Origin of the sequence: Actinocorallia longicatena (genome assembly GCF_039534125.1) — a bacterium.
GTDB lineage: Bacteria > Actinomycetota > Actinomycetes > Streptosporangiales > Streptosporangiaceae > Actinocorallia > Actinocorallia longicatena.
On the sequence record NZ_BAAAUV010000020.1, the window covers coordinates 23476 to 49099 of the forward strand.

Here is a 25624-nt window from a genome sequence, read left to right on the forward strand (position 1 = left end):
AACGTCATTCGGTATCCGGTTTCGGGTCGCGCATCACCATGACCTTCGGATATCGTCGTTCCTAGGTAATCTGACACGTGAATCCGTACTCATCTTTGAATACGGCCACGGATTAAGTCGAGGAAGACGTGATGACCGACCTGCAAGCAGCAGCCCGGGACAACCTCTGGATGCACTTCACCCGCCACTCGACCTACGAGAACGGCGGCGAGGTGCCGGTGATCGTCCGAGGGGACGGCGCCTACATCTACGACGACAAGGGCAAGCAGTACCTGGACGGCCTCGCCGGCCTGTTCGTGGTGCAGGCCGGGCACGGCCGCCAGGAGCTCGCCGAGGCCGCCGCCAAGCAGGCCGCCGAGCTGGCGTTCTTCCCGCTGTGGTCGTACGCCCACCCCAAGTCGATCGAGCTCGCCGAGCGGCTGGCGAACGAGGCGCCCGGCGACATCAACCGGGTCTTCTTCACCACCGGCGGCGGCGAGGCCGTCGAGTCGGCGTGGAAGCTGGCCAAGCAGTACTTCAAGCTGGTCGGCAAGCCCACCAAGCACAAGGTCATCGGCCGCCAGGTCGCCTACCACGGCACCCCGCACGGCGCGCTGTCGATCACCGGCATCCCGGCGTTCAAGGCCCCGTACGAGCCGCTCGTGCCGTCCACCTTCCGGGTGCCGAACACGAACTTCTACCGTGCCGAGTACCACGCCGACGACGAGTACGCCTTCGGCCAGTGGGCGGCGAACCGGATCGAAGAGGCGATCATCTTCGAGGGTCCCGACACCGTCGCCGCGATCTTCCTCGAGCCGGTCCAGAACGCCGGCGGCTGCTTCCCGCCGCCGCCGGGGTACTTCCAGCGCGTCCGCGAGATCTGCGACAAGTACGACGTGCTGATGGTCTCCGACGAGGTCATCTGCGCCTACGGGCGGCTGGGCACGATGTTCGGCGGGCAGAAGTTCGACTACGTCCCCGACATCATCACCTCGGCCAAGGGCCTGACCTCGGGCTACTCGCCGCTCGGTGCGATGCTCGTGCACGACCGGCTGTTCGAGCCGTTCAAGCACGGCGACACGATGTTCGCCCACGGCTACACCTTCGGCGGGCACCCCGTCTCGGCCGCGGTCGCGCTGGCCAACCTCGACCTGTTCGACCGCGAGGACCTGCTCGGCCACGTGCGGCGCAACGAGGGGGCCTTCCGCTCCACCCTCGAGAAGCTGCTCGACCTGCCGATCGTCGGCGACGTCCGCGGCGACGGGTTCTTCTACGGCATCGAGCTCGTCAAGGACAAGGTCACCAAGGAGACCTTCAACGACGACGAGTCCGAGCGCCTGCTGCGCGGCTTCCTGTCCAAGGCGCTGTTCGAGGCCGGGCTGTACTGCCGCGCCGACGACCGGGGCGACCCCGTCGTCCAGCTCTCGCCGCCGCTGATCGCCGACCAGGCGATCTTCGACGAGATCGAGCAGAAGCTCCGGGGCGTGCTGAGCGAGGCCTGGACCAAGATCTGATCGACCGTGGAGGAGGCCGGGACCGTTACCGGCCTCCTCCGCGCGCGCTTTGCCGGTTCTGCTGCTGGACAAGAGATCTATCGCGGGTGTTTAGTCCGGGTGACCAGTCATTCATTCCGGAGGAGCGCGCCGTGGAGTACGACTACGTCATCGTCGGAGCGGGGTCGGCGGGGTGCGTGCTGGCGGCACGCCTGTCGGAGGATCCGGGGGTGACGGTCGCGCTGATCGAGGCGGGCGGGCCGGACAAGAAGATGGAGATCCACATCCCCGCGGCGTTCCCCAAGGTCTTCAAGACGGCCTACGACTGGAACTACACCACGTCCAAGCAGGCCGAGCTGGCCGGACGCGAGCTGTACTGGCCGCGCGGACGGGTCCTGGGCGGCTCCTCCAGCATCAACGCCATGATGTGGGTGCGGGGCGTCAGGGAGGACTACGACGGCTGGGAGGTGCCCGGCTGGTCCTATGACGAGGTCCTGCCCTACTTCCAGAAGGCCGAGAAGCGGATCGGGTCCAACACCGGCGGCGTCTACGGCACGGACGGGCCGCTGCACGTCGAGGAGCAGCGCTCTCCGAACGTCACCACCCTCGCCTTCCTCAAGGCCTGCGAGGAACTGGGCTACACCAGGCTCGACGAGCTGAACGGTCCCACCAACGAGGGCTTCTCGATCACTCCGGTCACCCAGAAGAAGGGCCGTCGCTGGAGCGCCCACGACGCCTATCTGAAGCCGAACCTGAGCCGTCCCAACCTGACCGTGATCACCGACAAGCAGGTCAGCAAGGTGCTGGTCGAGGACGGACGGGCCACGGGTGTCCTGGCGGGCTCGCAGGAGATCGACGCCCGCCGCGAGGTGATCCTCAGCGCGGGGGCGATCGGCTCGCCCCAGCTCCTCATGCTGTCGGGCATCGGAGCCCCCGACCTGCTGGCCGAGCACGGCATCGATCTGGTGCACGCCGCCCCGCAGGTCGGCGAGCACCTGGAGGACCACCTGTCGGTGGGCGTCATGCGGCAGTGCCCGCAGAAGGTGACGCTGTCCGGGGCGGACAACCCGCTGAACCTCGCGAAGTACCTGCTGTTCAAGAAGGGCCCGTTCTCGACGAACGTCGGTGAGGCGGTCGTCTTCCTCAAGAGCGACCCGGCTCTCGAGGCGCCCGACCTTGAGCTGATCTTCGCCCCCGGCCCCTTCGTCAACCACGGCCTCGACGAGCCGACGGGCGAGGGCGTGACCGTCGGGGTCGTGCTGCTCCAGCCCGACAGCATCGGCCGGATCACCCTGGCCTCGGCCGACGCGGCCGTCCACCCGGTCCTCGAACCCGCCTACCTGACCGGCGAGTCCGATCTGAAGCGCCTGCTGTTCGGCATGCACGCGGCAGAGAAGCTCCTGGCCAGCGCCGCGATGAAGGACTACGTGGGCGAGCCCTACGCCCCCTACCCAGGCGACGCCGACGAGGACGCCCTCGAACAGCACGTCAGGGCGAACAGCGAGACCCTCTACCACCCTGTCGGCACCTGCCACATGGGCACCGCCGAGACCTCCGTCGTCGATCCCGACCTCCGGGTCCGGGGCATCGCGGGCCTCCGCGTCGCCGACGCCTCGATCATGCCGCGCATCAACCGCGGCCACACCCACGCCCCCAGCGTCATGATCGGCGAAAAGGCCGCCGACCTCATCAAGAACCCCTGATTCCAGGGGGTTGTACCGGCTCTGGACCGGACCGTACCCGGACGTGACCTTTTACCCGGAGCGGGGAATCAATTGGCGTTTTTCCATTCCTTGGTGCCTCATGTGGTCGGGAATGAGGTTTCGGGAGGTTCGCTTGGTGAAGAGGCGCCTACTTTGGGTGAGGTGAGAAGTTCGAAGTCCGAGGAATGGAGGGTCCGTGGAGAAGACACCGGTGATGGCGCGGATCGCCCGCTTGACCGCGTCCGGGCTGATGCTGTGGCCGGCCGCGGGGATGGGGGCGGTCTCCCTGGCCTCCCTGTTCAGCGGGCGGCCCCAGTCGAGGGTCGGGCGCTCGACGGAGGGTGACCCTCCGGAGCTCCTGATGGGCCTGCTGATCTCGCTGGGCCTGATCTCCGCGGTGGCGCTGATCATCGCCGCGGGAATCGCCCTGTACGGCCTGTGGACCGGGAGGGGCTGGAAGATCACGGCCGGGATGCTCGCGACGGGCTACCTCACCGGTTCCGCCGCCGGATTCATCTGCTTCTTCATGGTCGGCAAGGGGTCCGCCGCCGCGGACCGGGGCTTGGAGCTGGCCGGACGCTACCAGCTCGCCGCCGGGATCGTCCTGGTGCTTCTGGCCGTCCTGCCGGCCCTCGTGCGGATCGCGCGGCCGGTCGGCCTGTCCGACGGCGGCCGCGAGTTCCCCGCCTCGGTCTTCACCGCGGCCCAGGCCTCCACGCCGGTGGCCACGATGGCCACGGCGCAGACCTTCGCCTCCCCGGAGGCCTTCTCTCCCTCCCGGGCGCTCGTCCCCACCAAGGGGCTCGTTCCGGCCAAGGCGCTCGTCCCCGCCCGCTTCATGGGCCGGGACTGAGCCCCGCTACCAGCACCTTCCCGGAAGCCCCCGGGCCTCGGCGACGGCCGCGACGCGGACGCGCCGCGCCTCGGACGCCGGAGCCCTCTGCGCCCCGGCGCAGTATCCGAGGGGCGCGGCGAGGGACGGCCTGTCCGTGGTGAGCACGAAGCTCCCGCCGAGGGTCAGGATGATGGCCAGGACGATCGCGCCCGGATGCTTCATGGCGGACTCCTCAGAACGCTCGGATGACATAGGGAGCGGCAACTAGTTGCTCTGTGTAGTCAAGCGTGCGCTCAGCGGAACGGCGCCGCCATGGCCACGGAGGGCCGGAGGACCTCACCCCCCGGTGAGGCCCCGGGCACCCTCAGGCGCGGGCCTCGTGTTCGATCGGCCAGAGTTCGATGGACTCCTCCGCGGCGTAGGGGTGGGTGGCGGCGATCTCCAGGGCGCGGGCCTCGGAGGCGACGTCGAGCAGATAGCCGCTGGCCATGTACTCCTTGGTCTCCAGGTAGGGGCCGTCGGTGACGATGGTGCCGCCCGGCCGCGAGCGGACGACGCGGGCTCTGTCGGCGTCGGCCAGGCCGAAGCCGCTCAGCATCTCGCCGGACTCCAGCAGCGGACGGCTGTAGGCGTCGACCTTCTCGGTGAGCGCTTTCCATTCCTCCTGCGGGAGCGAGGACCACTTCTCGGTGTTGCCGTAGATCATCATCAGGTACTTCATGAGACCAGGCTCTCAGGGGACGGTACGGGAGACCTTCTGGGGGACGGCCATCCGCCAGGCCTCGACGACCAGCTCGCGGGTCTCGCTCTCGCCGAGGGCGGCCAGATGCGCCTGGACCCAGTTGTAGCGGAGCTCCGAGGGCCGGGGCAGATGGAAGACGGCGGGCCGGGACGCGACGAGCGAGGCGCGCTCCTCCCTGGGGAAGGCGAAGCCCATGATCGTCTCATCGCGGGAGAAGGCCAGGTAGACGATCCGGCCCACCCGGAACTTCACGCGGTCGTGGACGAGCGCTTCGTGCGTGCGCGGCAGGCTCAGCGCCAGCTCCCGCACACCTTGGACGGTGGCCATGGCCCGAGCATAGGAAACGGCACCGACAGTTCGGCGGGTCGACCACGGCCGCCGTGACCCCCGTCGCTCCGGCCGGGGCGGACCACGGCATGATCATCACCGGTGCGGCAACGCCCGCTCAGTGCAGGCGGACCGGCAGGCGCGTGAGTCCCCGGACGATCGATCCGCCCCGATGCCAGACCAGCTCCTCGGCGGAGACGGACAGGGCCAGGTGGGGAAAGCGGTCGAGCAGGGATCCGAAGGCGATCTGCCCCTCGAGCCTGGCCAGCGGCGCGCCGAGGCAGAAGTGGAGGCCGTGGCCGAAGGCGAGGTGGCGCGGTTGCCTGCGGGCGATGTCGAGCTCGTCGGGGAAGTCGTGGGCCGCCGGGTCACGGTGGGTGGCCGCCAGCGAGACGTGCACCCAGGCGCCCTTCGGCACCGGGGTCCCCGCGATCTCCAGATCCTCCAGGGCGATGCGCTGGCTGGCGCGCTCGAGCGGCCCGTCGTAGCGCAGGAGCTCCTCGACGGCCGACGGCAGCAGCTCCGGCCGGTCGCGCAGCAGTTTCAGCTGGCCGGGATGGGTGAGCAGGGCCAGGACCCCGTTGCCGATCAGGTTCACGGTCGTCTCGTGCCCCGCGATGATCAGCAGGGCGATGGTGTTGAGGAGCTCGGGCTCGCTTAGCGTCCCGTCGGTGAGCAGGGCGCTGATCAGGTCGTCGGCGGGAGTGGCCCGCCGCTCGGCGAAGATCTCGCTCAGGTAGGCGTTGAACTCGCCGGCCGCGGTCCGCCTGCGCTCACGCGCCTCCCGGCCGAGGGCGGGGACGGTGAGGACCGCCGTCCAGGCCCGGAAGCTCGGCTGGTCCTCCGCGGGAACGCCCAGCAGCTCGCAGATCACCCGGATGGGCAGCGGGACGGCGAACTCCTCGATGAGGTCGGCGTCGGTCCCGAGCCCGTCGAGCAGCTCGTCGGTGATCTCCTGGACGCGCGGCCGCAGCTCCTCGACCCGCCGCGCCGTGAACGCCCTCGACACCGCGCCGCGCAGCCGGGTGTGGTCGGGCGGATCGGCGCCGAGCATCGTGTCGCCGAAGAACAGCTCGGCCGGGACGGGCACCTCGCTGTTCCGCGAGTCCTTCGACAGCCGCGGGTCGTTCAGCGCGGCCTTCGCGTGCTCGTGGTCGACGACCAGGAAGGCGGTGGCGCCCGGCGGGAAGTCCACGGCGTGGACGGGCCCGTGCTTGCGCAGCTCCGCGTACACGGCGTAGGGGTCGCGGCTGAACTCTTCGCTGAAAAAGAACCCGGTGGGCAGCATCAAGGCACCTTCGCGACAGCGCCGAGGAATCCGGCTCTGGACAGGTCGTGGTCTTCGTGGGAGTCCCCGGCCCGCCAGAACTCGACCGGCACGAGCCCGGGGTCGACGAGCTCCAGGCCGTCGAAGTAGGTGAGCACCTGCGCGTAGGGGCGGGGGATGATGTCGCCCGCGCTGGTCTTCTCGTAGGCGCTGCGCACCTCCGCCTCGAGCTCCTCGCCGACGTCGCCGGCGTGCCCGTGCGACAGGACGAGGTAGCTGCCGGAGACCATCCGCGACCGCAGGACCGAGAGGATCTCCAGGACGTCCTCGTCGCGGGCCACGAAATGCAGGATCGCCAGGAGGAGCACCGCGACGGGCCGGGTGAAGTCGATGCGTTCGAGTACGCCGGGATCGTCGAGGATCCGCCGGATGTCGAGCAGGTCGCCCTGCACCACGGAGGTCTGGCCGTTGCCCTCGAGCAGAGCCCGAGCGTGCGTGATGACGATCGGATCCCGGTCGACGTAGACGACCCGCGCGTCGGGGTCGTTGCGCTGCGCCACCTCGTGGGTGTTCTCCTGCGTCGGCAGGCCGGACCCGATGTCGAGGAACTGCCGCACCCCGTCCTCGGCGGCCAGCGTCACCGCCCGCGCCAGGAAAACCCGGTTGGCCCTGGTGAACGCGCGCACATACGGCATCGCAGCGAGCACCCGGTCGCCGACCTCGCGATCGGCGGCGAAGTTGTCCTTCCCGCCCAGGTAGTAGTCGTACATCCGGGCGACACTCGGAATGTGGGGGTCACTCACCCACGAAGGTGCCCTCTCCGCCACAGAACCCTCCCCGATGTGAACTACTCACATGCTAGGGGTAAGGACCGCAAATCGGCACCTTTCATTGCCGCCGGGCGCGTGCTTTTGCGGCCGTCGGCCGCTTGAAAATTGATTTTTCAACCATTTGACGCCTGTGCGCCTCCGTGTCGAAAAGGTGGAAAGGCTCCGCGTCGTCACTCCCTGACCAGGACGATGGCCTCCCGAGGCTGGAGGGCACCGGCGATCCGTTCCTCCCAGACGCACAGTTCGGTCCAGGTCGTCCAGCGGGCCTGGTTCACGGACGTGTCGGTGCCCGCCGAGAGGAGCTGTTCGGCGGCCGTCCGGCGCAGTTCCCCGCGTTCTTCGGGGGAGGGGAGCCGCCGGCCGAGGGCGGCGAGCCGGACGGCCACCTCGGGCGGCTCGGTGAGCCGGTCGAGGTCCATCTGGTTGATGACGCCGAAACCGTGCAGCACCCGTCCGAACTCGATCTCGGTCGTGTCGGGGAAGCCCTCGCGGTTCTGCCCGTTGAGCACGGCGGTGATGGCGCTCTCCTTGCCGCCCCAGGGCTCGTGGGAGTCCTCGCACCACAGGCCGGTCAGCAGGTCGAGACCGAGCCCGGCGTGGATCCGCCGCGCCTCGTCGACCCGCGGGAGGCGGTAGGTCCAGCCGCCGGGCAGCAGGCTTCCGGCGAACCTCGCGTACTCGACGGCGTCCTGGCGGCGCATGCCGAGGATCGGCTCGGCGGCCTCCTCCTCCCCGGCCAGGGTGGCGGTGCGCCGGTCCGCGGGCCAGTGGTCGGGATGGCGGTCCCGGCCGTCGGGGCTCTGGAGGAACAGCCGGTACGCGGCGACCGAGACGGGGGCGGGCAGCACCGCCAGCTCCTCCGCGACCGTGACGACCTCGGCGGCCTTCCGCACCAGGTCCGCCGTGACCGCGGCGCGCCAGCGCCCGGTCGTGGTGTCGCCGCTCGGCGCGAGGAGGCCGGCCAGCTCGGCGCGGATCGAGGGATCGAGCTGGCGGGCCTCCCTGGCGAGCTCGGCCGCGAAGGTCAGGCGCGGCTCGGCGGCGTCGATGCACGCCCGGACGATCGGCGACACGTCCGCCTGGCTCGCGAACAGCCGTGTCGTCTCCCGCCACCAGCCGCGGTCGACCTTGCCGGCGAGGAAGGCGGCCTCGCCCCGCTCCCGCAGATGCACCGAGGCGAGGTACTCCTGGAAGGTGAGGTGGGCGAAGGCGTAGACGCCGCTCTCGGGCTCCTGGAGCATCCCGCTGCCCTGCTCGATCTCCGTGATGAACTCGTAGGGGTCGGCGTCGGGGCGGACCCGCAGGAGCTCGCCCGCGATGGCGTCGGCGGCGTCGTCCAGGGGGAGCTCGCCGACCTCGTCGGTCATCATCCGGAACGCGAGCCGCTGGAGCACCGACTGCTTCTGGGAGATGGTCATCTCCACGACCATGCCTTTGGCCTCCTGCCGCTTGACCAGCAGGACCTCGCTGATCTCCTTGTAGAGGTCGCCCCGGCCGCCCGGCAGCGCGCCCCGGTAGCGGTGCACGTTGGCGATCATCGTGAGGATGAGCGGGTTGGCGGCGAGGTCGAGCAGTTCGGGATTGCCGCGCAGCCGGGACAGCAGGTCGTCGGAGTCCTCGCGGGCGTGCCGCTCGATCGACTCGTCGGTCCGGCCCGCGCTGCGGCGCAGGCTCGCCAGGTACCAGGTCGCCAGGAACCGGGCGATCTGCTGCCGGGTGAACGGCCTGACCTGCACGACTGTCGCCGACCTCAGCGGGTGGCCGCGGTAGCCGTAGGGGCGGGAGGTGACGACGAAGACGTTCCGCGGATGGGTCGCGATCTGCCGGTCCACCCAGTCGACGACCGCGCGGCGGTCCGCCTGGGTCGCGACCTCGTCCAGGCCGTCCAGCATGACGACGCAGCGGCCGCCGTCCAGCTGCCGGTCGAACCAGCGGGGCGGCTCCCCGCGCGAGGTCTGGAGCGAGCCGCGGATGACGTCCGGCAGCGAGATCGACGGGTTCCCGACGATGGCCGGCGCGACTTTGCGGATCTGGAGCAGGACGGGGACGCGGTCGCGCGGGGCGCCGATCCTGCGCGCGGAGCGCCCGCCCCTGGCCAGGACCAGCGTCACATGGCGGAGCAGCGTGGACTTCCCGCCGCCCGGAGCGCCGATCACGGCCAGCGGCTCGCGGGCGCGCAGCAGCTCCCAGATCGTCGAGCGTTCCGCGGTGGCGGCGGGGGGAGCCGCGGACACGACCGCGTCGGAGGCCTCGTGCGCGGGCCGCGGGGCGAGGCCGAGGTCGACGAAGACCGTGTCGAGGGGGAGGGCGTACTGGCCGACCGTCGACAGGCCCTTGAGATCGAGGTCGGTGTTCTCCTGGATCAGATAGCGCCGGTAGTGCCGGCCGTAGCGCGACAGCCCGCGGCGGACGGCGCCGTCCAGGGCCGTGCCGAGGGACTCGCCCCAGCTCTTCTGCGCCCTGGTGAAGGCCGTTCCGGTGACGGCCAGGACGAACACGACGATCTCGTAGACCACCAGGCCCAGGACGAACTGGACGGGATGCGCGCGCAGGGCGTCCCAGAGCGAGGCGCCGGCCGCCACCGGGGGTCCGATGACGGCCAGGGCGAGCAGTGCGGGGCCGAGCCGGTTCGCGGGGGTACCTTTCGGCATCACCCCACTATGGACTACCGGAGTTCGCGCTTGAGGATCTTTCCGGTGGCGGTCATCGGCAGGGCCTCGCGGAACTCGACGAGCCGCGGGTACTTGTAGGAGGCGAACTGCTCCTTGCCCCAGGCCACGAGCTCCTCCTCGGTGGTGGTGTCGCCGGGCGTCCTGATGACGTACGCCTTGACCTCCTCGCCGTGGGTGTCGTGCGGGACGCCGACGACCGCGGCCAGGGAGACGGCCGGATGGGTCATCAGGACCTCCTCGATCTCGCGCGGGTACACGTTGAAGCCGCCGCGGATGATCATGTCCTTGGACCGGTCGACGATGAAGTAGTAGCCCTCGGAGTCGCGGGTGGCGAGGTCGCCGGTGCGGAACCAGCCGTCCTTGATCGCCTCGGCGGTCGCCTCGGGCCGCTTGTAGTAGCCCTTCATGACGTTGTGGCCGCGGATGGCGATCTCGCCGGGGCCCTCGCCCTCGACGGTCTTCCACTCGTCGTCGATCAGCTTGAGCTCGACGCCCCACACCGGCAGGCCGACCGAGCCCGCCTTGGTGTCGCGGTCGGGACGGTTGAAGGCCGCGACCGGAGAGGTCTCCGAGAGCCCGTAGCCCTCGAGGATGTCGACGTCGAACTTGGCCTTGATGCCCTTCAGGACCTCGAGCGGCAGGGCCGCGCCGCCGGAGACCGCGACCCGCAGGTTGTCGCGGATGGCGGCGATGTCGGACTCGGCGGTGTCGTCGGTCAGCAGCGCCCAGTACATGGTCGGGACGCCCGCGAACTGGTTGACCTTCTCCTTCACCATCAGCTCGACGGCGGCCTTCGGCTCGAAGCGCGGCACCAGGACCAGCGTGGCCCGCCGGTAGATCCCGACGTTCATCACGCAGGTCTGGCCGAAGATGTGGAACAGCGGCAGCGTCACCAGGAAGGTGTCGTGCAGGGTCCGCTGGAAGAGGGTGTCGGAGACCATCGCGTTGCTCAGCAGGTTGCCGTGCGAGAGCTCGGCGCCCTTGGGCTGGCCGGTGGTGCCCGAGGTGTAGAGGACGACCGCGGTGTCGGTCGCCTCGGTGAGCACCGGCTCGAACGTGCCCGGCTGGCCGCCGAGGGCGGCCCAGAACAGCTCCGCGCCCTCGATCGGCGACTCGGTGGTCGCGAGGGAGGCGGGGAGGAGGAAGAAGTGCTCGCAGCCGTCGGCCTGCTGGTAGCCGGCGTGCCCGACCTCGCCGATGGGGAGCTCGGGGGTGCCCTCGAAGCAGAACAGCGCCTTGGCGTCGGAGTCGCCGAGGTGGTAGGCGACCTCGCGCGGCTTGAGCAGCACGTTCAGCGGGACCACGACCGCTCCGGCCTTGAGGATGCCGAAGTAGATCATCGGGAAGTACGGGAGGTTCGGACACGAGATGGCGACCTTGTCGCCCGGCTGGATGCCCCGCGACACCAGGAGGTTGGCCACCTGGTTCGCGACCGTGTTGACGAAGGAATACGACAGACGCATGTCCCCGAAGACGAGCGCGTCCCGATCCGGGGTTTCGCGGGCGGCGTCTTCGATCAGCACGGACAGGTTGAGCATGGAGTTTCCTCTTCTCGCGCCTGGGGCATATGGGTGGAGTTTACTTACGGGTAACCACATCCAAGCCCAACACAAGATCAACCTCTAGTAGGGCGAACATAAAACTTGCCAGTTGGCACTGGCAAGCTCGTCGCGCTTGCTTGTGCGCTAGGCTTGGGGTATGCGATCGAGGCTGCTTCTCAGCCCGCCGTACTGATCACGAAGCATCAGTACGGCAGCCCCTCCCTGTGTGAGGGGCTTTTGCATTGATGCAGCCCATTCCGGACCCCACAGAGGAACCAGCAGTGAGCGAAGACGAGCAGACGTACGACCCGGCAGCCGTCCAGGAGAAGTGGCAGGCCCGCTGGGAGGAACTCGGCACCTTCGTGGCCAGTGACGATCCCGCGGACCCGCGCGAACGCCGCTACATGCTGGACATGTTCCCCTATCCGTCCGGTGACCTGCACATGGGGCACGGCGAGGTCTTCGCGATCGGCGACGTCGTCGCCCGCTACTGGTTCCACCAGGGCCACAACGTCCTGCACCCCATCGGCTGGGACTCCTTCGGCCTGCCCGCCGAGAACGCGGCGATCAAGCGCAACGCCCACCCCGCCGAGTGGACCTACGCCAACATCGAGACCCAGGCCAACTCCTTCCGCCGCTACGGGATCTCCTTCGACTGGACCCGCAGGCTGCACACCAGCGACCCCGACTACTACAAGTGGAACCAGTGGCTGTTCACCCGGTTCTTCGAGCGCGGCCTGGCCTACCGCAAGGGCGGCCTGGTCAACTGGTGCCCCAACGACCAGACCGTGCTGGCCAACGAGCAGGTCGTCGCCGGGCAGTGCGAGCGCTGCGGTGCGGTCGTGATCCGGCGCGAGCTGACCCAGTGGTACTTCAAGATCACTGACTACGCCCAGCGGCTGCTGGACGACATGGACCAGCTGAGCGGCTGGCCCGAGCCGATCCTGACCATGCAGCGCAACTGGATCGGGCGGTCCGAGGGCGCCGACGTCACCTTCGAGATCGAGGGGCACGGGGCCGTCACGGTCTACACGACCAGGCCCGACACCCTGTACGGCGCCACGTTCTTCGTCGTGGCCGCCGACGCCGCGCTGGCCGACCGGATCGTCACCGACGAGCGGCGTCCGGCGCTGGAGGCCTACAAGGCCGAGGTCGCCAAGCTGACCGACATCGACCGGCTGTCCACGGAGAAGGAGAAGACCGGCGTCTTCCTGGGCGTCCACGCGGTCAACCCGGTCAACGGCGAGCGGATCCCCGTCTGGGCCGCCGACTACGTCCTGGCCGACTACGGGCATGGCGCGATCATGGCCGTCCCGGCGCACGACCAGCGCGACCTGGACTTCGCCAAGACCTTCGACCTGCCCGTTCGGGTCGTCCTGGAGACCGGTGCGGCCGACCCGGCCGAGACCGGCACCGCCACCCCCGGCGAGGGCCGGCTGATCAACTCCGGCCCCCTGGACGGCCTGAGCAAGACCGAGGCCATCTCCAAGATCATCGAAGTGCTGGAGGAGAAGGACCTGGGCCACGGCACGGTCAACTTCCGCCTGCGCGACTGGCTGCTGTCCCGCCAGCGGTTCTGGGGCACCCCGATCCCGATCATCCACTGCCCGTCCTGCGGTGAGGTCGCGGTCCCGGACGAGGACCTGCCGGTCAGGCTGCCCGAGGGCGTGCGCGGCGAGGCGCTGGCGCCCAAGGGCGTGTCCCCGCTGGCCGGGGTCGAGGAGTGGGTCAACGTCAAGTGCCCCTCGTGCGGAGCCGACGCCAAGCGCGACACCGACACGATGGACACCTTCGTCGACTCGTCCTGGTACTTCTTCCGCTACACCTCGCCCGGCTACACCGCGGGCCCGTTCGACCCCGAGCAGGTCCGCCGGTGGATGCCCGCCGGCCAGTACATCGGCGGCAAGGAACACGCCGTCATGCACCTGCTGTACTGCCGGTTCTTCACCAAGGTGATCCACGACCTGGGCATGATCGACTTCGTCGAGCCGTTCACCCGGCTGCTGAACCAGGGCCAGGTGATCAACCAGGGCAAGGCGATGTCGAAGTCGCTGGGCAACGGGGTCGACCTGGGCAAGCAGATCGACGAGTTCGGCGTCGACGCCGTCCGGCTGACGATGCTGTTCGCCGGTCCGCCCGAGGAGGACATCGACTGGGCCGACATGTCGCCGGCCGCGTCGCTGAAGTTCCTGGCCCGTGCCCACCGGATCATGACCGAGGTGAGCAGCGCGCCCGGCGTGGACTTCGCCTCCGGTGATCTGGACCTGCGCCGCTTCACCCACAAGACGGTCGCCGAGGTGACCAAGCTGGTCGACGGCTACCGGTTCAACGTCGCGATCGCCCGCATGATGGAGCTGACCTCGGCCGCCCGCAAGGCGATCGACTCCGGCCCCGGCGCGGGCGACCCGGCCGTGCGCGAGGCCGCCGAGGCGCTGGCGATCATGCTGTCGATCATCAGCCCGTACGTCACCGAGGAGGGCTGGGAGGCGCTGGGTCACGAGGGCTCCATCGCCCGGGTGCAGTGGCCGGTCGCCGATCCCGCGCTGCTGGTCCAGGACTCGGTCACCTGTGTCGTGCAGGTGCTGGGCAAGGTCCGTGACCGGCTGGAGGTCTCCCCGGAGATCTCCGCGGGGGACCTGGAGGCGCTGGCGCTGGCGAGCGAGAAGGTCCAGGCCGACATCGCCGGACGTCCGGTGCGGAAGGTGATCGTCAAGGCGCCGAAGATCGTCAACATCGTCGTCTGACCGGGTGCTGACCCGGGCGTCCTGACCAGGGCCTTCGTAACAAAGCGTCAGCCTCTGGTCATTCTGGCGTAACTTTCACGCGTCACGCTGGTTCCACCCGCAACGAGGAGGAACCAGCGTGACGCGTGTGAGGCAGGCCGTGATCCTGGCCGGGGGCAACGCCACCCGGCTCAGGCCCTACACCGACCGGGTGCCCAAGGCCCTGGTCGACGTCGGCGGCAAGCCGATCTTCGAGCACCAGGTGGAGTGGCTGGCGAGCGAGGGCGTGGAGCACGCCGTCGTCTCCTGCGGCTACCTCGCCGAGGTCCTCAGGAGACATGTCATGGAGCGCGCGCTCCCGCTCGCGGTGACGGTCGTGGTCGAGGACAGGCCGCTCGGCCGGGGCGGCGGCCTCAAGCACGCCGCCCGGTCGCTCCCGTTCCCCGGAGAACGCTGGATCGGGCTCAACGGCGACATCGTCACCCGCTTCCCGCTCGCGGGCCTCGAGGCCCGCCACGCCGCTTCCGGCGCGCTCGCCACGATCGGCGTCACCGAGCTGAAGTCGCCCTACGGGATCGTCGATCTCGCGCCCGGCGGGCGGATCGAGCGCTTCCGCGAGGCACCCGTGCTGCCGCACTGGGTGAACGCCGGGGTCTATCTCTTCGAGCCGGAGGCCGCCGCGCTGCTGCCGGACCTGGGCGACCACGAGACCGCCACGTTCCCCCGTCTCGCGGAGGAGGGGCTGCTCGGCGCCTTCGAGATCGACGGCTACTGGCGCGGCATCGACAATGCCAAGGACCTCAAGGAGGCCAACCGCGAGATCCGCGATCTCGGCTGGGCCGCCTGACCTTCGGTGCGATCCCGCCCCCGTGACGCGCGGCGATCACGGGGGCAGGAGGCGTCAGATCTTGCGGAGAACCGCGACGACCTTGCCGAGCACGCTGGACTCGTCACCCGGGATCGGGTCGTAGGCGGCGTTCTGCGGCATCAGCCACACATGGCCGTCCTTGCGCTTGAAGGTCTTGACCGTGGCCTCGCCGTCGATCATCGCGGCGACGATGTCGCCGTTGTCGGCGTCGGGCTGCTGCCGGACGACGACCCAGTCGCCGTCGGCGATGGCGGCCTCGATCATCGAGTCGCCCTGGACCTTCAGGAGGTAGTGCTCGCCCTCGCCGATCAGCTGCTTGGGCAGGGTGAAGATGTCTTCCACCGACTCCTCGGCGAGGATCGGGCCACCGGCCGCGATCCGCCCGACGAGCGGCACGTAAGCCGGGGTCGGCCCTTCGGCGTAGTCATCGCTGACCACAGGGCGCGTCCCCGCGGGCCCCCGCACCTCGACGGCGCGCGGACGGTTCGGATCGCGCCGGAGATAGCCCTTTCGCTGCAGCGTGCGCAGCTGGTGGGACACACTGGACGTGCTGGTCAGCCCGACGGCCTCGCCGATCTCCCGCATCGACGGCGGGTAGCCCCGCCGCTGGACCGAGTCCCGGATCACCTCGAGCACCATCCGCTGGCGCTGGGTGAGGCCGCTTTCGTCCAGGGGTCCGTCAGGCGTCTCCGAGACCTTGCTCATGGCGCCTTCGCCTCCTGTCTCGTGTTTGCAGCTCTGGTGTCTTGTGCAACACAGAACGTTATCGTCTCCCGGCCGAATGATCAAACAATTGTTCGAGATTGGTACTGGTGTTCTGTTCCCCTCATGCGCTAGAACATCGTACATCCGTTCTATCGAAAAGCTATTCGAAGACCTGGTGTGAGGTGGGTGGCATGAGCAGAGAGCCGATCAGGCTGACCCGGCGGGGACGGATCGTCGTGGTGGCCTTCGCGGCCCTGGCCGTCCTGGGGCTGGGGGTGGGTGGCCGGGCGGCGTTCGCGGGCGGGCCCTCGAGCGCGCGCGAGAGCGTCGTGGTGGAGCCGGGGGACACGCTGTGGGACATCGCGGTCGCGGCCGAGCCCCGCAAGGACCCGAGGCTCGTGGTGGCCCGGATCGTCGACCTGAACCATCTGTCCGGCGTCGTCGTGGAGCCCGGGCAGCGGCTCGTCCTCCCCTGAATTCCGCACTCTCCGTCAGGTGCCTCGTCCGACACGCCGAAGGGGGCGCGTGTGACGGGCGTCTATGGCCGGGACCCCTCGTTCGGCTTGCGTAGGGAGTGGCGGAGCCCTAGGTTTGGACCACAACATCTAGTACTTACACAGATGTAGTTCGCCACAGGTTGTGTTCTCGTGGCGGAGCGTTGACCAACGGTCTACACCGGGGAAGAGGGAGAGGGAGCATGCACTGTCCGTTCTGCCGCAACACCGACAGCCGGGTCATCGACAGCCGCTCGACCGAGGACGGGGCCGCCATCCGGCGCCGCCGCTCGTGCCCGGAGTGCGGCAAACGATTCACCACGCAGGAGAGCGTGCTCCAGATGGTGGCCAAGCGCAGCGGGGTCACCGAGCCGTTCATCCGGGAGAAGATCATCGCCGGTGTGCGCAGGGCCTGCCAGGGCCGTCCGGTCGACGAGGATGCGCTGGCTCTGCTGGGCCAGAAGGTGGAGGAGGCGATCCGGGCGACCGGCGCCGCCGAGATCCAGTCCCACGAGATCGGCTTGGCGATCCTGGGACCCCTGCAGGAGCTCGACGAGGTCGCCTATCTGCGATTCGCCTCGGTCTACCGGGGCTTCGAGTCGCTGGACGACTTCGAGAAGGAGATCGACGCCCTGCGGAGGGTGTCAGCGTCGCCGCCGGAATGAGGAAGCCGGCGCGAGTGCTGTAACTACCGCGAGCGCATCATAAAAACGCCCCGAACGTCCGGCCGCCCGTCCGGCACGCTCGATCGGGCGTTATCAGTCATGTGTACGCATTGTGGGTCCTGCGGGAGGGACCCGGGAGTGGGGGAAGACTATGACGGAGACCGTCAGCGGGACAGCACGGCGGAAGGCACCACGCAAAGGGCTGAAGATGCAGCGCATCTTCACCCGGCCGGGCGTGCACCCCTACGACGACATCACCTGGGAGCGTCGTGACGTCGTCATGACCAACTGGCGTGACGGGTCCGTCAACTTCGAGCAGCGCGGCGTCGAGTTCCCCGGCTTCTGGTCGGTCAACGCCGCCAACATCGTCACCACCAAGTACTTCCGGGGCGCCGTCGGCACCCCGCAGCGCGAGTCCTCGCTGCGCCAGCTCATCGACCGGGTCGTGGACGTTTACACCCGCACCGGCGTCGAGCACGGCTACTTCGCGTCCGACGAGGACGCCGAGATCTTCGACCACGAGCTGAAGTACGCGCTCGCCCACCAGGTGTTCAGCTTCAACTCACCGGTGTGGTTCAACGTGGGCACGAAGTCCCCGCAGCAGGTCAGCGCCTGTTTCATCCTCTCCGTGGACGACCAGATGGAGTCGATCCTGGAGTGGTACAAGGAAGAGGGTGTGATCTTCAAGGGGGGCTCCGGCTCCGGGGTCAACCTCTCCCGCATCCGCTCGTCCAAGGAGCTGCTGTCCTCCGGCGGCACCGCCAGCGGCCCGGTCTCCTTCATGCGCGGCGCCGACGCGTCCGCGGGGACGATCAAGTCGGGCGGCGCGACCCGCCGCGCGGCCAAGATGGTCGTCCTGGACGTCGACCACCCCGACATCGCCGAGTTCATCGAGACCAAGGCGCGCGAGGAAGACAAGATCCGCGCCCTGCGCGACGCCGGCTACGACATGGACCTGGGCGGCAAGGACATCGTGTCCGTGCAGTACCAGAACGCGAACAACTCGGTGCGCGTCTCGGACGAGTTCATGCGGGCGGTCGAGAGCGACGGCGAGTTCGGGCTCCGCGCCCGCCTCAACGGCGAGATCATCGAGACCATCCGGGCCAAGGACCTGTTCCGCCTGATGGCGCAGGCCGCGTGGGAGTGCGCCGACCCGGGCGTCCAGTACGACGACACGATCAACGACTGGCACACCTCGCCGGAGTCGGGCCGCATCACCGCGTCCAACCCCTGCTCGGAGTACCTGCACCTGGACAACTCCTCGTGCAACCTGGCGTCGATCAACCTGCTGAAGTTCCTGAAGCCGGACAACTCCTTCGACATCGCCCCGTTCGTGAAGCTCACCGAGCTGATCATCACGGCGATGGACATCTCGATCACCTTCGCGGACTTCCCGACCGAGAAGATCACCGAGACGACCCGCGCGTTCCGCCAGCTCGGCATCGGCTACGCCAACCTCGGCGCCCTGCTCATGGCCAGCGGCCACGCCTACGACTCCGAGGGCGGCCGCTCCATCGCCGCCGCGATCACCTCGCTCATGACGGGCGCGGCCTACCGCCGGTCCGCCGAGCTCGCCGGTGCGGTCGGCGTCTACGACGGCTACGCCCGCAACGCCGAGGGCCACAAGCGGGTCATGCGCAAGCACGCCGCGGCCAACGACGACATCCGCACGATCGACGCGATCGACAAGGCCATCCACGCCGAGGCCACCCGCGAGTGGGCCGACTGCCTCAAGCTGGGCGAGAAGAACGGCTACCGCAACGCGCAGGCCTCGCTGCTCGCGCCGACCGGCACCATCGGCCTGATGATGGACTGCGACACCACCGGCATCGAGCCCGACCTGGCGCTCAAGAAGTTCAAGAAGCTGGTCGGCGGCGGCTCCATGGAGATCGTCAACCACACGGTGCCGCGGGCGCTGCGCAAGCTCGGCTACCAGGCCGAGCAGGTCGAGGCGATCGTCGAGTTCATCGCCGAGAACGGCCACATCGTCGACGCCCCCGGCCTCAAGCGCGAGCACTACGAGGTGTTCGACTGCGCGATGGGCGAGCGGTCGATCAGCCCGATGGGCCACGTCCGGATGATGGCGGCGACCCAGCCGTTCCTGTCCGGCGCGATCTCCAAGACGGTCAACATGCCGGAGAGCGCCACCATCGAGGACATCGAGAAGGTGTACTTCGAGGGCTGGAAGATGGGCCTCAAGGCTCTCGCGATCTACCGCGACAACTGCAAGGTCGGCCAGCCGCTGTCGGTCGCGAAGAAGAAGGAGGCGCCGGTCGCCGCCGAGGTCTCCGCCCCGGTCGCCGCCGCCGCTCCCGCCGAGGTCCGCCCGGTCCGCAAGCGCCTGCCCAAGAAGCGCTCGGCCACCGTCACCCGCTTCTCCGTCGCGGGCGCCGAGGGATACATGACCGCCTCGACGTACGAGAACGACGAGCTCGGCGAGGTCTTCCTCAAGCTCGGCAAGCAGGGCTCCACTCTGGCCGGTGTGATGGACGCCTTCTCCATGGCGATCTCCATCAGCCTCCAGTACGGCGTCCCGCTCGAGACCTGGGTCGACAAGTTCACCAACATGCGCTTCGAGCCGGCCGGCATGACCGACGACCCGGACATCCGCATGGCCAGCTCGATGATGGACTACATCTTCCGCCGGCTGGCGCTCGACCACCTGCCCTTCGAGTCGCGCGCCGAGCTGGGCATCTTCTCCGCGGAGGAGCGTGCCCTGCAGGCCGCGGGCGAGGACCCCGCCTCCCTCCACAACCAGGTGGAGGAGCAGCTCGACATCCTCGGGCAGTCGGCTCCGATCGAGCAGAAGCCGTCGCTGCCGATCGTCCCGGTGCCGTCGGCCCGCGTCGACGCCACCGAGTCCCACGGCCGCCGCACCGCCGACGCCCCGCTCTGCATGACCTGCGGCACCAACATGCGCCCCGCGGGCTCCTGCTACGTCTGCGAAGGCTGCGGCAGCACCAGCGGCTGCAGCTAGGGTCCGTTTCAAGGCAGCCGGCTTTGGGACAGAGCTAGGTCCGGTGCCCTGAGGGGCGCTGTGACATGAGGGGATCCGGATCCGTCCGGATCCCCTTTCGCGTTCTCATGGGACTGGCGCACGGGTCAGGCGGCGTGGTCGGTGAGGTACTGCTCCCAGGTGCGTTCTCCGAGGGTCGCTCCCTTCAGGGTCAGGTTGGCGCCCTCGCGGTAGGCGCGCCCGGCCTTGCCGGGGATGCGGACGGGGAGCCTCGGACGGCGCTTGGCCCGGGCCTCCAGGTAGGGGCGGGCCAGTTCGGGGAGGGTGTAGAGCTTCGGGCCCGCCAGGTCGGGGACATGGCCCTGCGGGGTGCCCAGGGTGAGCTCGACCAGGCGGGCGGCGACCTCGCGGGCGTCGACGGGCTGGAAGCGGAGGCCGCCGGGGACGGGCAGGACGGGCAGCTTCGCCATCTTCGCGACGACCTTGAACAGGAGGTCGTGGAACTGGGCGGCGCGCAGGATCGTCCAGGGGATCCCCGAATCCTCGATCGCCCGCTCGGCGTCCAGCTTGGTCCTGAGCCAGGCCAGCGGCACCCGGTCGGCGCCGATGACCGAGATGTGGACGAGGTGCGCGACACCGGCGTCCCGCGCGGCGGCGACCAGGTGGCGGGCGGCCACGTCGTCGGCCTTGGGACCGCCCGCGAGATGGAGGACGATCTCGGCTCCGGCGACGGCCTCGGCCAGTCCCTCGTTCCGCACGAGGTCGCCGGTGACATATCCCGCGCCCTCCCGAGGGGTGCGGGTGAGGACGCGGACGTCGTGGCCCGCGGCGCGCAGCAGCGGGGTGACATGGGTGCCGAGGGTGCCGGTGCCGCCGGTGACCAGGATGAGTGCCATGATCTTCTCCTGAGTTCGAAGGGTCTGGCCTGATGACCCGCGGGGCGTGGGGAACGTGACGGGTTGAGCGAAGAGAATGTTCTGGCGGGTCTGTTCGAGGAGCACCGGGGGCGGTTGCGGTCGATCGGATACCGGATGCTCGGCTCGGTCGGCGAGGCCGACGACGCCGTCCAGGAGACCTGGCTGCGGCTCAGCCGGACCGGGGCCGGTGAGATCGAGAACCTGGGCGGATGGCTCACGACCGTCATGGGGCGCGTCTGCCTGAACGTGCTGCGCTCGCGCGAGCAGCGGCGCGAGGAGCCGCTCGAGGTGTCGATGCCGGATCCGATCATCGGCCGCGACGACGGCGGCCATCCGGAGCACGAGGCACTGCTGGCCGACTCGGTCGGGCTGGCCCTCCTGGTGGTGCTGGGGACGCTGGCACCGGCCGAGCGGGTGGCGTTCGTGCTGCACGACATGTTCGCCGTGCCGTTCGAGGAGATCGCCGGACTGGTCGAGCGGACGCCCACGGCGACCCGGCAGCTCGCCAGCCGGGCCCGGCGCAGGGTGCGGGAGCAGGCTCCCGCACCCGATCCGGATCCCGTGCTCCAGCGGGAGGTCGTCGCCGCGTTCTTCGCCGCCACCAGGAACGGCGACCTCGACGCGCTGCTGGCCGTCCTCGACCCGGACGTCGTCCTGCGCTCCGACGGCGGCACCGCCCGCCCGGCCCAGACGGTCGTGCTCCGCGGCCCCGGCACGGTCGCCTCCCAGGCGTCGAGGGCACGCACCCTCGCCCAGTACATGCACCCGGCCCTGATCAACGGCACCCCCGGCGCCGTCGTGATCATCAACGGCCGCCCGTTCTCGATCATGGCCTTCTCGGTGGTCAACGGCAGAATCCTCTCCATCGACGTCCTCGCCGATCCCGACCGCCTCGACGCCCTGGACCTCACCGCCTTCGCCTGAGCCCTCCGCACCGGTGCCCCTCCCGGAACCATCCGGTTCCGGGAGGGGCGGGGCCTCACGGACGGGCCGGGGAGAGGGCCCGGCCCGCTCCCCGGGCAGGGACAGGTGGGTGGAGGGGTCAGGCGGCTGGGCGGAGTCAGGCGGGTGGGTGGGGTCAGGCGGGTGGGAGCGGGTGGGCCGGTTTGAAGGTGAGGGACGGGTCGGCGGGGGTGGGGGCGTGGGCGTTGTAGGCGGTACGGAGCTGGGCCGGGGTGAGGGGGACCAGGCCCTGGGCGGTGGTCTGCCAGCCGCGGAGGACGGGGTGGTCGGGGTGGTGGGTGCGGAGGGTGACCAGGGCGGGGTCGGCGAGGACATAAGCGGTGCCGAGGAGGTCGCAGAAGGCCTCGGGGGAGGGCTGGAGGAGGGAGAAGGGCGGTTCGGGGGAGAGAGTGGCGACGGTGTGGGCGCTGAGGGGGCCCAGGTGGATCGAGAGGGTGTGGCGGCCGGGGCCGGCGGCCTTGAGGAGGGAGGGGAGGGTCGCGGCGGCGAAGTCGGTGGCGCGGGTGCGCATCCAGGACAGTTCGGCCTCGTTGGCGGCCTCGGCGATGAGGAGGGAGTCGGCGGCGAGGAGGGTCTGCTCGTCGTCCCTCAGATGCTGGAGGGCGTGCAGGACCTCGGGCAGGGGCTCGCCCCGGTAGAGCAGCGGGGGGAGCAGGCGCGGTTCGGTGGCGTAGGCGGTGCGGGCGTCGGGGGCGTCCGGCGGGAGGTCGAGCTCGCGGCAGAACTGCAGGAAGTCGGCCGGGTCGAGCGGGTAGAGGTGGATCTCGGCTCCGGTGCGGCGCAGGGACGTCAGCGTTAATGCCAGGGCGCCGAGGTACCCGCGGTGCGAGGGGTAGGCGCGGGTGGGAGAGGCGGCGGCGAGGGTCAGCAGGTCGGCCTCGCGGCACAGCACCGGCAGCGCCGCCGAGATGACGCCGTTCGCGCGCCGGTGGGGCGCGCCGTTCTTCCTGGGCATCACGGCTCCTTCCGCCCGGACTCTCCGGGCTCTCCGAACGCTACGCACCCGGTACGACATTCCGCGTCCAGACTGTCACCATGTGTCACCGGCATGCGGTGTCCCGTCCGGCGGGCGGATGGAACGGGCCGCGCACCGGACGATCGTCCCGGGCGCGGGAGCCCCTGCGGGCAAGGGCCTCGACGCCGATTGCGCAAGCGGCGCCGACCCGGAGGCCGTGACTTGAGTTGACTGGGTGCAAGATTGTCTGCAAATTTCGTGAGGGCGTCGTATGCTTGCGCGATGAGTCAGCCTGCAGGGGAGAACGCGAAGACTCGGCGGTTGGCCGAGGTCGCGAAGAAGGTCGGGGTCAGCGAGGCCACCGTCAGCCGGGTGCTCAACGGGCGGCCGGGGGTCTCCGACGCCACGCGGGCGGCGGTGCTCACGGCACTCGACGTGCTGGGATACGAACGGCCCACGCAGCTGCGGGGCGAACGGGCCAGGCTGGTGGGGCTGGTCCTGCCCGAACTGGGCAACCCGATCTTCCCGGCGCTCGCCGAGGTCATCGGAGGGGCACTGGCGCAGCGGGGCTTCACGCCGGTGCTGTGCACCAGGACGGCCGGCGGCCTGTCGGAGGCCGACTACGTCGACATGCTCGTCGACCAGCACGTCTCGGGGATGGTGTTCGCCGGAGGGCACTACGCGGAGACCGATTCACCGCACGAGCACTACCTGCGGCTGATGGAGCTGGGCCTGCCCGTCGTCCTGGTCAACGCGGCGGTGCCGGAGCTCACCTTCCCGCGGGTGTCGACCGACGACGCGGTGGCCGTCGAGCAGGCGTTCACCCATCTCACCTCGCTCGGGCACGAGCGGATCGCGCTCCTGCTGGGGCCCGAGGACCACATACCGTCCGTGCGGAAGCTGGCGGCGTTCCGCCAGATCGCCGAGCGGACCGGGATGAAGGTGCCCGACAACGCCGTGGAGCACGCGATGTTCTCCATAGAGGGCGGCCATTCGGTGACGTCGAGGATCATCGCCAACGGATTCACCGGCGTCATCTGCGCCTCCGACATCCTCGCCCTGGGGGCCATCAGGGCGATCCGGCGGGCCGGCCTGTCCGCGCCCGAGGACCTGTCCGTGGTCGGCTTCGACGACTCGGCGTTCATCAACTGCACCCATCCGCCGCTCACGACCGTCCGGCAGCCCATCGAGGCCATGGGACGGGCGGCCGTCGCGATCCTGGTCAACGCCATGGAGCGGGGCGCCGTCGCGGGCGAGGCGGGGGAGGAGCTCCTGTACGAGCCCGAGCTCGTCGTCCGGGGCTCCACCGCCCCGGCGCGCACCCCTGTTACGTGATTGTGACGGCTACTTTTCGCTTCTGAATCGATTCCTTACGAAGCCGCTGCCCGGCCCCGGGCGGCGGCTTCTTGCGTTCTAGCTGCGAAAACTGGCGTCACACTGCGTTCGTGCGATCTTGTGTCGCAAATTTGCGTAGATCTGTTCAGGTCTTGCCGTGTGATGCCCGTCTCTGTATGTTTCTCGCAATCGCCCCCAGGAGGAACAACAGATGAGAACCCGTCCTGTGGCGGTGCTGCTCACCGCGGCACTCGCCCTCACCGCCACCGCCTGTGGTGCCAAGTCCAGCAAGGACGAGAAGAAGCCCGCGGCGGGCGCGACGGCCGAAGCGGTCGCTCCGCTCGACCCGAACACCAAGGTGTCGATCTCCGTCGGGTGCGCCCCGCCCAAGACGGCGAAGGCCTTCCGCGCCGACTGGGACGCCGACATCGCGAAGTTCACCCAGCAGCACCCGAACATCACGATCAAGAGTGACGACGCGTTCCCCTGCATCGTCCCCGAGACGTTCAACGCGAAGCTGGCCGGCGGTCAGATGGACACCGCGTACTACGTCTACTACACGGACACACAGCGGATCATCAACAACAAGCAGGCCGCGGACATCACGCCCTACATCGCGGGCCTCCAGTCCGTGAAGGACGTCAACCCGCTGTTCATGAAGGCCTTCCAGGACACCGGCGGCAAGACCTACGGCCTGCCGCGCAAGGCCTACACCACCGGCCTGGTCTTCAACCGCAAGCTCTTCACCGACGCCGGTCTCGACCCGGCGAATCCGCCCAAGACCTGGGCCGAGGTCCGCGACGCCGCCAAGAAGATCGCCGGTCTCGGCAACGGCACCATCGGCTACGGCGAGTACTCCGCGGGCAACACCGGCGGCTGGCACTTCACCACCTCGATCTACGGCCGCGGCGGCAGCGTCGTGTCCGAGGACGGCAAGACCGCCGCCTTCAACACCCCCGAGGGCCAGGCCGTCCTGCAGAACCTCAAGGACATGCGCTGGACCGACGACAGCATGGGCACCAAGCAGCTGTACCGCTGGGAGGACCTCATGAAGCTCATGGGCTCCGGCAAGCTCGGCATGATGATCGGCGCCCCTGACGTGGTCACCGAGACGTTCAACAACTTCGGCGCCGACCCCAAGAACATCGGCGTCACCACCCTCCCCGAGGCCCAGGGCTCCCTGCTCGGCGGCGACGGCTACATGATCAACCCGAAGGCGACCCCGGACGAGATCAAGGCCGCCGTCATGTGGCTCGACTTCCACGAGCTCACCCTCGGCCAGGGCCAGTTCGACTACGCCCGCAACAAGACCAGCGGACGCCCGGTCGGCATCCCGGAGAACATCCTCTGGGGCGCCAACGCCACCGGTCAGAAGGAGCAGGAGCTGGCCAAGCAGTACAGCACCGTTCCGACCGAGAACTTCTCGCCCTACATCCAGGGTTCCGTCGGCATCACCCCGCGGACCGAGCCCCCGAACGCGCAGGCCGTCTACGCGATCCTCGACACGGTCATGTCGGCCGTGCTCACCCGTAAGGACGCGGACATCGCCAAGCTCCTGAGCGACGCGGAGAAGAAGGTCAACACCCTTCTCGCCCGCACCAAGTAACAGAGCACCGGACGCCCGGAGGCGCGCGAACCGCGCCTCCGGGCCCTC

Annotated in this window: 21 protein-coding genes; 11 read left to right on the plus strand and 10 right to left on the minus strand. The window is 69.4% G+C overall.

The annotated features are described in order from the left end of the window. The first annotated feature begins 131 nt into the window (after positions 1 to 131). The 3 genes from ABD785_RS29975 to ABD785_RS29985 all read left to right on the plus strand — a co-directional run bounded on the left by ABD785_RS29975 (position 132) and on the right by ABD785_RS29985 (position 4028). Positions 132 to 1493: an aspartate aminotransferase family protein gene (locus ABD785_RS29975; protein WP_344835114.1), complete on the plus strand. Its 1362-nt coding sequence runs from the start codon at positions 132 to 134 to the stop codon at positions 1491 to 1493. A 131-nt stretch (positions 1494 to 1624) separates the two neighbouring features. Then, positions 1625 to 3175: a GMC family oxidoreductase gene (locus ABD785_RS29980; protein WP_344835116.1), complete on the plus strand. Its 1551-nt coding sequence runs from the start codon at positions 1625 to 1627 to the stop codon at positions 3173 to 3175. A gap of 196 nt (positions 3176 to 3371) precedes the next feature. Then, the gene (locus ABD785_RS29985) at positions 3372 to 4028 is read left to right on the plus strand and encodes a hypothetical protein (protein WP_344835117.1); all 657 of its coding nucleotides are present in this window, start codon (positions 3372 to 3374) and stop codon (positions 4026 to 4028) included. Positions 4029 to 4034: 6 nt separating this feature from the next. On the opposite strand, the gene ABD785_RS29990 is transcribed toward ABD785_RS29985, so the two are convergent. The 7 genes from ABD785_RS29990 to ABD785_RS30020 form a co-directional block, all read right to left on the minus strand. Further along, positions 4035 to 4232 carry a hypothetical protein gene (locus ABD785_RS29990; protein ID WP_344835118.1) on the minus strand — a complete coding sequence of 66 codons (198 nt, stop codon included), beginning with the start codon at positions 4230 to 4232 and terminating at the stop codon, positions 4035 to 4037. A gap of 142 nt (positions 4233 to 4374) precedes the next feature. Next, the gene (locus tag ABD785_RS29995) at positions 4375 to 4731 is read right to left on the minus strand and encodes a YciI family protein (RefSeq protein ID WP_344835120.1); all 357 of its coding nucleotides are present in this window, start codon (positions 4729 to 4731) and stop codon (positions 4375 to 4377) included. 12 nt (positions 4732 to 4743) lie between these two features. Next, on the minus strand, positions 4744 to 5079 hold the full coding sequence (locus ABD785_RS30000; RefSeq protein WP_344835122.1) for an MmcQ/YjbR family DNA-binding protein: 336 nt from the start codon (positions 5077 to 5079) through the stop codon (positions 4744 to 4746). 118 nt (positions 5080 to 5197) lie between these two features. After that, positions 5198 to 6367, minus strand: a complete 1170-nt coding sequence (locus ABD785_RS30005) for a cytochrome P450 family protein (RefSeq protein ID WP_344835123.1) — start codon at positions 6365 to 6367, stop codon at positions 5198 to 5200. Further along, positions 6367 to 7173: an SAM-dependent methyltransferase gene (locus tag ABD785_RS30010; protein ID WP_344835124.1), complete on the minus strand. Its 807-nt coding sequence runs from the start codon at positions 7171 to 7173 to the stop codon at positions 6367 to 6369. Before ABD785_RS30010 ends, ABD785_RS30005 begins: the two co-directional genes overlap by 1 nt. 173 nt (positions 7174 to 7346) lie before the next feature. After that, positions 7347 to 9827: an NACHT domain-containing protein gene (locus tag ABD785_RS30015; RefSeq protein WP_344835125.1), complete on the minus strand. Its 2481-nt coding sequence runs from the start codon at positions 9825 to 9827 to the stop codon at positions 7347 to 7349. A gap of 14 nt (positions 9828 to 9841) precedes the next feature. Continuing rightward, positions 9842 to 11386, minus strand: a complete 1545-nt coding sequence (locus ABD785_RS30020; protein WP_344835126.1) for a long-chain-fatty-acid--CoA ligase — start codon at positions 11384 to 11386, stop codon at positions 9842 to 9844. Between the two features lie 248 nt (positions 11387 to 11634). Between ABD785_RS30020 and leuS the strand changes: the two genes are divergently transcribed. Together leuS and ABD785_RS30030 are read left to right on the plus strand one after the other, a co-directional pair. Further along, a complete protein-coding gene (gene leuS / locus ABD785_RS30025) occupies positions 11635 to 14133 on the plus strand; it encodes a leucine--tRNA ligase (RefSeq protein ID WP_344835128.1) in 2499 nt (832 codons plus the stop codon). A 118-nt stretch (positions 14134 to 14251) separates the two neighbouring features. Then, positions 14252 to 14959, plus strand: a complete 708-nt coding sequence (locus ABD785_RS30030) for a nucleotidyltransferase family protein (RefSeq protein ID WP_344835130.1) — start codon at positions 14252 to 14254, stop codon at positions 14957 to 14959. Positions 14960 to 15013: 54 nt separating this feature from the next. Here the strand turns inward: ABD785_RS30030 and lexA are convergent, their stop codons facing one another. Then, positions 15014 to 15685 carry a transcriptional repressor LexA gene (gene lexA / locus ABD785_RS30035; protein WP_344835131.1) on the minus strand — a complete coding sequence of 224 codons (672 nt, stop codon included), beginning with the start codon at positions 15683 to 15685 and terminating at the stop codon, positions 15014 to 15016. A gap of 191 nt (positions 15686 to 15876) precedes the next feature. Here lexA and ABD785_RS30040 point away from each other — a divergent pair, with 191 nt between their 5' ends. The 3 genes from ABD785_RS30040 to ABD785_RS30050 all read left to right on the plus strand — a co-directional run bounded on the left by ABD785_RS30040 (position 15877) and on the right by ABD785_RS30050 (position 19821). Further along, positions 15877 to 16161: a LysM peptidoglycan-binding domain-containing protein gene (locus ABD785_RS30040; RefSeq protein WP_344835132.1), complete on the plus strand. Its 285-nt coding sequence runs from the start codon at positions 15877 to 15879 to the stop codon at positions 16159 to 16161. A gap of 221 nt (positions 16162 to 16382) precedes the next feature. Continuing rightward, positions 16383 to 16844: a transcriptional regulator NrdR gene (gene nrdR, locus ABD785_RS30045; protein WP_344835133.1), complete on the plus strand. Its 462-nt coding sequence runs from the start codon at positions 16383 to 16385 to the stop codon at positions 16842 to 16844. Between the two features lie 151 nt (positions 16845 to 16995). Then, positions 16996 to 19821 carry a vitamin B12-dependent ribonucleotide reductase gene (locus ABD785_RS30050; protein ID WP_344835134.1) on the plus strand — a complete coding sequence of 942 codons (2826 nt, stop codon included), beginning with the start codon at positions 16996 to 16998 and terminating at the stop codon, positions 19819 to 19821. A gap of 125 nt (positions 19822 to 19946) precedes the next feature. Here the strand turns inward: ABD785_RS30050 and ABD785_RS30055 are convergent, their stop codons facing one another. Continuing rightward, on the minus strand, positions 19947 to 20696 hold the full coding sequence (locus ABD785_RS30055; protein ID WP_344835135.1) for an SDR family oxidoreductase: 750 nt from the start codon (positions 20694 to 20696) through the stop codon (positions 19947 to 19949). Positions 20697 to 20759: 63 nt separating this feature from the next. On the opposite strand from ABD785_RS30055, the gene ABD785_RS30060 reads away from it, so the two are divergent. Further along, positions 20760 to 21641: a sigma-70 family RNA polymerase sigma factor gene (locus ABD785_RS30060; protein WP_344835137.1), complete on the plus strand. Its 882-nt coding sequence runs from the start codon at positions 20760 to 20762 to the stop codon at positions 21639 to 21641. Positions 21642 to 21795: 154 nt separating this feature from the next. Here the strand turns inward: ABD785_RS30060 and ABD785_RS30065 are convergent, their stop codons facing one another. After that, entirely contained in the window at positions 21796 to 22635 is an 840-nt protein-coding gene (locus tag ABD785_RS30065; protein WP_344835138.1) for a hypothetical protein, read from the minus strand. Between the two features lie 282 nt (positions 22636 to 22917). Between ABD785_RS30065 and ABD785_RS30070 the strand changes: the two genes are divergently transcribed. Together ABD785_RS30070 and ABD785_RS30075 are read left to right on the plus strand one after the other, a co-directional pair. Further along, positions 22918 to 23970 carry a LacI family DNA-binding transcriptional regulator gene (locus ABD785_RS30070; RefSeq protein WP_344835139.1) on the plus strand — a complete coding sequence of 351 codons (1053 nt, stop codon included), beginning with the start codon at positions 22918 to 22920 and terminating at the stop codon, positions 23968 to 23970. A gap of 211 nt (positions 23971 to 24181) precedes the next feature. Next, entirely contained in the window at positions 24182 to 25576 is a 1395-nt protein-coding gene (locus ABD785_RS30075) for an ABC transporter substrate-binding protein (RefSeq protein ID WP_344835141.1), read from the plus strand. Positions 25577 to 25624 lie beyond the last annotated feature (48 nt).

Excerpts from the sequence above, each read along its gene's own strand:
- nrdR (WP_344835133.1), top strand. The coding sequence starts at position 16,383 with ATGCACTGTCCGTTCTGCCGCAACACCGACAGCCGGGTCATCGACAGC.
- ABD785_RS30055 (WP_344835135.1), bottom strand. The coding sequence starts at position 20,696 with ATGGCACTCATCCTGGTCACCGGCGGCACCGGCACCCTCGGCACCCAT.
- ABD785_RS29975 (WP_344835114.1), top strand. The coding sequence starts at position 132 with ATGACCGACCTGCAAGCAGCAGCCCGGGACAACCTCTGGATGCACTTC.
- ABD785_RS30005 (WP_344835123.1), bottom strand. The coding sequence starts at position 6,367 with ATGCTGCCCACCGGGTTCTTTTTCAGCGAAGAGTTCAGCCGCGACCCC.
- ABD785_RS30015 (WP_344835125.1), bottom strand. The coding sequence starts at position 9,827 with ATGCCGAAAGGTACCCCCGCGAACCGGCTCGGCCCCGCACTGCTCGCC.
- ABD785_RS30075 (WP_344835141.1), top strand. The coding sequence starts at position 24,182 with ATGAGAACCCGTCCTGTGGCGGTGCTGCTCACCGCGGCACTCGCCCTC.
- ABD785_RS30070 (WP_344835139.1), top strand. The coding sequence starts at position 22,918 with ATGAGTCAGCCTGCAGGGGAGAACGCGAAGACTCGGCGGTTGGCCGAG.
- ABD785_RS30065 (WP_344835138.1), bottom strand. The coding sequence starts at position 22,635 with ATGCCCAGGAAGAACGGCGCGCCCCACCGGCGCGCGAACGGCGTCATC.
- ABD785_RS30020 (WP_344835126.1), bottom strand. The coding sequence starts at position 11,386 with ATGCTCAACCTGTCCGTGCTGATCGAAGACGCCGCCCGCGAAACCCCG.
- ABD785_RS30000 (WP_344835122.1), bottom strand. The coding sequence starts at position 5,079 with ATGGCCACCGTCCAAGGTGTGCGGGAGCTGGCGCTGAGCCTGCCGCGC.
- lexA (WP_344835131.1), bottom strand. The coding sequence starts at position 15,685 with ATGAGCAAGGTCTCGGAGACGCCTGACGGACCCCTGGACGAAAGCGGC.
- ABD785_RS29995 (WP_344835120.1), bottom strand. The coding sequence starts at position 4,731 with ATGAAGTACCTGATGATGATCTACGGCAACACCGAGAAGTGGTCCTCG.
- ABD785_RS30040 (WP_344835132.1), top strand. The coding sequence starts at position 15,877 with ATGAGCAGAGAGCCGATCAGGCTGACCCGGCGGGGACGGATCGTCGTG.
- ABD785_RS30050 (WP_344835134.1), top strand. The coding sequence starts at position 16,996 with ATGACGGAGACCGTCAGCGGGACAGCACGGCGGAAGGCACCACGCAAA.
- leuS (WP_344835128.1), top strand. The coding sequence starts at position 11,635 with ATGCAGCCCATTCCGGACCCCACAGAGGAACCAGCAGTGAGCGAAGAC.
- ABD785_RS29990 (WP_344835118.1), bottom strand. The coding sequence starts at position 4,232 with ATGAAGCATCCGGGCGCGATCGTCCTGGCCATCATCCTGACCCTCGGC.